Source organism: Micromonospora yasonensis, assembly GCF_026013475.1.
Classification (GTDB): Bacteria; Actinomycetota; Actinomycetes; order Mycobacteriales; family Micromonosporaceae; genus Micromonospora; species Micromonospora yasonensis.
The window spans coordinates 1-5524 of record NZ_JAPDPH010000333.1 but is presented as its reverse complement, the minus strand read 5'-3'; the positions used below and the strand labels follow the sequence as shown (position 1 = coordinate 5524).

Annotated in this window: 5 protein-coding genes and 1 pseudogene; 3 read left to right on the top strand and 3 right to left on the bottom strand. The window is 72.6% G+C overall.

Going from position 1 to position 5524, the window contains the following annotated elements; genetic code table 11:
- On the bottom strand, positions 1-1462 hold a 1462-nt coding region (locus ONA70_RS34335; protein WP_406601298.1), incomplete at its 3' end, for a GGDEF domain-containing protein.
- Positions 1463-1589: 127 nt separating this feature from the next.
- Between ONA70_RS34335 and ONA70_RS34330 the strand changes: the two genes are divergently transcribed.
- Entirely contained in the window at positions 1590-2369 is a 780-nt protein-coding gene (locus tag ONA70_RS34330; protein WP_265010645.1) for a phosphodiesterase, read from the top strand.
- A gap of 62 nt (positions 2370-2431) precedes the next feature.
- On the opposite strand, the gene ONA70_RS34325 is transcribed toward ONA70_RS34330, so the two are convergent.
- Positions 2432-2602 (bottom strand): hypothetical protein, encoded by a 171-nt coding sequence (locus ONA70_RS34325; RefSeq protein WP_265010644.1) that lies wholly within the window; start codon positions 2600-2602, stop codon positions 2432-2434.
- Positions 2603-2747: 145 nt separating this feature from the next.
- On the opposite strand from ONA70_RS34325, the pseudogene ONA70_RS34320 reads away from it, so the two are divergent.
- Positions 2748-2870 (top strand): annotated as a pseudogene (locus tag ONA70_RS34320) (lamin tail domain-containing protein); the annotation flags it as partial.
- 66 nt (positions 2871-2936) lie between these two features.
- Here the strand turns inward: ONA70_RS34320 and ONA70_RS34315 are convergent.
- A complete protein-coding gene (locus ONA70_RS34315) occupies positions 2937-3740 on the bottom strand; it encodes an alpha/beta fold hydrolase (protein ID WP_265010648.1) in 804 nt (267 codons plus the stop codon).
- Positions 3741-4025: 285 nt separating this feature from the next.
- Here ONA70_RS34315 and ONA70_RS34310 point away from each other — a divergent pair.
- On the top strand, positions 4026-5524 hold a 1499-nt coding region (locus ONA70_RS34310; protein ID WP_265010647.1), incomplete at its 3' end, for a bifunctional metallophosphatase/5'-nucleotidase.

Sequence of the window (5524 nt, the reverse complement as noted above, 5' to 3'; positions counted from 1 at the left end):
CGGCGGCTAGGTGGACGCCGTCGCGGCCCTGGCGTTTGACCGCGTAGAGGGCCTGGTCGGCGCGGCGCAGGGTGTGCTCGGGGGATTCTCCGGCGCGCGGCAGGGCGACCCCGACGCTGATGGTTCGGCCGGTACGCCGAGCCGCCTCGGTCAACCGCTCGGCGATCCGGACCGCCTCCTCCGGGCGGTTCACCTCGATCACCGCGACGAACTCGTCGCCCCCGGTCCGGTACAGCTCGTCGCCCTGCCGCAGCGCGCCCTCCAGCGCCCGGGCCAGCCCCACCAGCAGCCGGTCCCCGGCCTGGTGGCCGTACGTGTCGTTGACGTTCTTGAAGCCGTCCACGTCGATCGCCAGCAGGGCGGTACGCCCCGGCGTGGCGTTCGCGATCCGCTGGCCGAAGGGCCCGGTGTGGCGCAGCCCGGTGAGCGGGTCCGAGCTGGCCTGTTCGCGCAGGCGGGCGAGCGTACGCAGCCGGTCGAGGCAGGTCCATGCCTGGCCGGCCAGGAGCTCGATCAGGTTGACCGTGGTCGAGTCGGGGCGCAGCAGCCGCTCGTCGGCGACCAGCAGCAATCCGCCGCCCTCGGGCGGCCCGACCGGCACCGCCACCAGGGTGCGCGCCCCGGCCCGGGCGAGCGGCAGGTAGTCCTCGGTCGGCGGATGCCCCGCCTCGCCGAGGGTGTACGCGGAGCCGTTCCGGTGCGCCCGGGCGATCAGGCGGCCCAGTGCGGCCGGCTCGGCCTCGGCCAGCTCGGCCCGCACCCGCATCTCCAACTCGCCCGGGGTGCCGGTGGGCGCGCCGAGCCGTGGCCCTCGCTCTCCGGTGAGGAGCAGCACGGCGGCGGACAGCCCCGAGACGTCCCGGGCCGCGGCGATCGCGGCGGCCATCAGGTCCCAGTCGGTGGGGGCGGCGGTCATCGCGGCGGCGTGCCGGAGCAGCTTCTCGCTGCGGCTCTCCGCCGGCGGGCCACCGAGCGCCACGATCCGGGCGCCCAGCCGGCCGGCGAGCCGTTCCGCGATCTCGCGCCAGCGGGCCAGCTCGACCGGGCCGCTCCACTGCAGATCAAGCACGCCGAGCGGCCGCCCGGCCGGGTCCAGCACCGGTACGCAGATCTCGGCGGTGACGTCGGGGCGTACCGGGAGGTAGTCGGGGTCGGCGGTGACGTCGGCGACGGTGGCCGGCTCGCCGGAGGCGTAGACCCGGCCCACGATGCCGGTTTTCGGCGGCACGGTCGAGAAGACCTGCCAGGAACCGGTGGCCGCCACGCAGCGGAGCCGGTCGTGGATCTGGAGCAGGACCGAGATGGTCGCCGGGGTGTACCGGGCGAGCGCGGTGGCGGTCCACTGGCACGCCTCCACTGCGGTCGACGCCATCGGCAGGCGGACCGTGACGTCTCGGACGACTCGCTCGTGATCCACGTCGTTCCTGGTGGGAGGGGGTGGGGCGTGATCGAGCGTACTCATCCGGCGACCCGTCGACCTTCGTACACATGTGCTATCCACAGGGTGTGGACGCGGCCTGTGGGTACGGCGGGCCGCGCGGTGGGATGGCCGGCGATAGCGTGAGGGTCCCGGTCCCGAGGAGACGTCGATGCTCATCGCCCAGCTCAGCGACCCGCACGTCACCACCGGCCCGCTCGCGGCCGAGCAGGCCACCGGGCTGCACCGGGCGCTCGGCCGGGTGCTGGCCCTGCGCCCCCGCCCCGACTGCGTGGTGATCAGTGGCGACCTGGTCGACAACGGCCGTCCCGACGAGTACGCCGCGCTCCGCGAGATCATCGGCCGGTTCCCGCTGCCGGTGCACCTCGCCGCCGGCAACCACGACGACCGGGAGTCGCTGCTCGACGCCTTCGGCGGCACCCCGTACCTGGGCGGGGGCTTCTCGGCCTACTACCACGTCGACCACCCGGCGGTGACGGTCGTGGTGCTCGACTCGCTCGCTCCCGGGGACGCCGCCGGGCGGCTCGGCGAGGAACAGCTCGGCTGGCTCGACGGGGTGCTCGCCGGCCGTCCCGAGGCGCCCGCCGTCGTGTGCCTGCACCATCCGCCAGTCGCGGTCGGCCTCCCGGCCATGGACGCCATCCGGCTCACCGACGCCGACGCGTTCGCCGCCGTGATCGCCCGCCACCCCCATGTCGTACGCGTCGCCGCCGGCCACCTGCACCGGCCGGTGACCGCCAACTTCGCCGGTACGGTGCTGACCACCGCGCCGAGCACCTGGATGCAGGTGAGCCTGACCATGACCGACGATCCGGAGATCGGGATGGCCGCCGAGCCGACCGCGTTCCTGCTGCACCAGGTGGCCGACGGCGGCTGCGTCACGCACACCGTGCAGGTGAGCCATGCCGCCGGGCGGACCTGCTGGTTCTGACCGGATGGACCGGAGGCCGCCGGGATCCGGTCCCGACGGCCTCCGTCCTCGGCTCCGGTTGGTCAGAGCGCGGAGAGGATCCGGTTGAGCAGGGCGACCAGCCCGTTCAGGGCGCCACCGGCGCCGCCGGTGTGGTCGAGCAGGCCGGCGACCGCGCAGAGCAGGTTGCCGAGCAGGTTGCCCGGACCCTGCTGCGCGGTGATGTCGAGGACCACCTCAAGAAAGATTTTCACTTTCGATCCAATACGGACGGATGGCGTGGCCGTCCGGGGTTGATCCGCCTGGCCTCGCGGCGCGGCCCGCCGTGCCCTCGGGCGAGGGGCGATATCGGACAGCGGCCCTCTCCCGCCGGGTCGTTGGCCCGCGACCGACTTTCGGATGCGCAAGTTCAGCGGCGACTTCCGCCTGGCCGCCGGCGCCAGCGTCTACATCCACACCGGGAAGGGCACCAACACCTCGACGCACCGGTACTGGGGCTCCGGCGCGTACATCTGGAACAACACCGGCGACACCGCGTACCTGCGCAACTCCGCTGGCACCTCGATCGACACCTGTTCCCGGGTGGCCTCAGCCGAGCAGGGCGTCGCGCAGCGCGGGGGCCAGCGTCTCCGGCGGCACCTCGTGGAAGCCACCCGCCAGGCTGCGGCGGGCGGCGCCGGGAATCGCCCCGGCGGTCGCCGCAGCCGCGTCCCGCAGCCACTCCGGGCTGCCCGTGCTGTCCACCACGACGGTCGGCGCGGTGATCGTGGCCAGCCGGCCGGTGGGCAGGGCGCCGGTGCCGGTGACCGTGGTGTCGTACGCCAGGGTGTGCGCCAGCCCTTCCATCCAGGGCCACACCGGCGCGCCGCGCATGCCGGCGACCCCCGCGGGTGGCACGCCGACCGCGTCGGTGAGGAACAGTTCGACCGCGTCGCCGCGCCGGCCGGCAGCGACCAGTTCGGTGAGCCGTACGGAGAGTTCCGGGTTGAGCACCCCGTGCGGGCCGGGCCGGAACGGTGGCTCGAAGAGCGCCAGGCCGGCCACCGGCAGCCGCTCGGCCGCCGCGTACGCGGCCAGGATCGCCCCGGACGACAGGCCGTAAAGGAAGGCCGGGCCGCCCGCCCGCTCGATGAGGGCCGCCACGTCCTCGATCTCCCGCTGCACCGCGTATGGCCCGGTGTCCCCGCTGTCGCCCCGGCCCCGCCGGTCGTAGCCGTACACGCTGAAGTCGGATGCCAGCGCGGCGCCCAGCGGGCGGACCGTGCTCCGGTCGTTGAAGGCTCCGCCGACCAGCACGATCGGCGGCCCCTCGCCGGCGGCCTCGTACGCGATCGCGGTGCCGTCGGCGGACCGCACCGTGTCCACCGTCCAGGTAATCCCGTTCGACGTCATGGCTACTTTTCTAGTCCAGACCTGTGGCAACGGGCGGCCGTGAAGGAATTCACCTGCCCGTCATGTCGGACTCGTCGGGCATACCACTACAGGTCGCCGTCCAGATCCACGATTCTGCGGTGCCGCACCGGTCGACCGAACGCCCGGTGGATGAGAAGCTTGCCCCCGGCGGGGCGGCGTTCCCCCGACAGCCGCCCCCGCGAGGATCCCTGTCACGGCACGAATCAGGGTCGCCGGGCGAATCATCGCCCGGGCCGTCACGCGCCGAATCTCACGAGGAGTTCCATGTCCGTCCCCGGGATGCGTCGGGCCGCCGTCGGCCTGGCCGCACTCGCCACGACCGCGTTCACCGCGGTCGCCGTCAACCCCGTCCAGGCCGAGGCCGGCCCGAAGCCGGTCGACGTCAAGCTGCTCGCCATCAACGACCTGCACGGCAACCTGGAGCCGCCGACCGGATCGAGCGGCAACATCGCCGGTCAGGCCGCGGGCGGCGTCGAATACCTGGCCACCCAGCTCGCCAAGCTGCGCGGCACCACCGACGAGGAGCGGGAGCGCACCGTCACGGTCGCCGCGGGTGACCTGATCGGCGCCTCCCCGCTGCTCAGCGCGGCCTTCCACGACGAGCCGACCATTGAGGAGATGAACCTCGCCGGGCTCGAGTTCACCAGCGTCGGCAACCACGAGTTCGACGAGGGCGCCACCGAGCTGCTCCGGATGCAGAACGGCGGCTGCCACCCGGTGGACGGCTGCGCCGACGGCACCCCGTTCGCGGGCGCCAAGTTCCAGTACCTGTCGGCGAACGCCTTCAAGACCGCCACCGGCCAGCCGCTGCTGGCGCCGTACGGCATCAAGAAGATCGACGGCATCAAGGTCGGCTTCATCGGGATGACCCTGGAGGGCACCCCGAACATCGTCAGCCAGCAGGGTGTCGCCGGGCTGTCCTTCGCCGACGAGGCCGACACCGCCAACAAGTACGCCCGCATCCTGCAGGCCCAGGGCGTGCAGTCCATCGTCGTGCTCCTGCACGAGGGTGGGGTGCAGAACGGCGGCGGCATCAACGACTGCACCGGGTTCAGCGGCCCGATCGTCGACATCGCCAACCGGATGGACCCGGCCATCGACGTGATCGTCAGCGGACACACCCACGCCGCGTACAACTGCAACATCAACGGCAAGCTGGTCACCAGCGCCAGCTCCTTCGGCCGCCTGGTCACCGACATCGACCTGAAGATCGACCGGCGCAGCGGCGACGTGATCAGCGCCAAGGCGAACAACGTCGTGGTCACCCGGGACGTCCCGAAGGACCCGGCCAGCACCGCGCTGATCGACCACTACAAGACCGCCCTCGGCCCGGTGGCCGACAAGGTGGTCGGCAAGACCACTGCCGCGATCAGCAAGACCCAGGAGAACCTGTACCAGACCGGGGTCGACGTCAACGGCAAGCCGCTGTACCAGACCGGTGAGTCGCCGCTCGGCAACCTGATCGCCGACGCCCAGCTCGCCGCGACCGACAACGAGCAGAACGCGGTCGCCGCGTTCATGAACCCCGGTGGGGTCCGCGCCGACCTCGACGCCGGCCCGGTCACCTACGCCGAGGCGTTCACCGTCCAGCCGTTCGCCAACAACCTGGTGACCCTGGACCTGACCGGCGCGCAGCTCTACTGCATGCTGGAGCAGCAGTTCGTCGTCGCCCGGGTGCTGTACGCGTCCTCGACCGTGCACTACGTCGTCGACGTCAACGGCACCACCGCGCCCGCCGACAAGCCGTGCACCGGCACCCGGGT

Coding starts and splice junctions, on each gene's coding strand:
- ONA70_RS34315 (WP_265010648.1), bottom strand. CDS start 3,740: ATGACGTCGAACGGGATTACCTGGACGGTGGACACGGTGCGGTCCGCC.
- ONA70_RS34330 (WP_265010645.1), top strand. CDS start 1,590: ATGCTCATCGCCCAGCTCAGCGACCCGCACGTCACCACCGGCCCGCTC.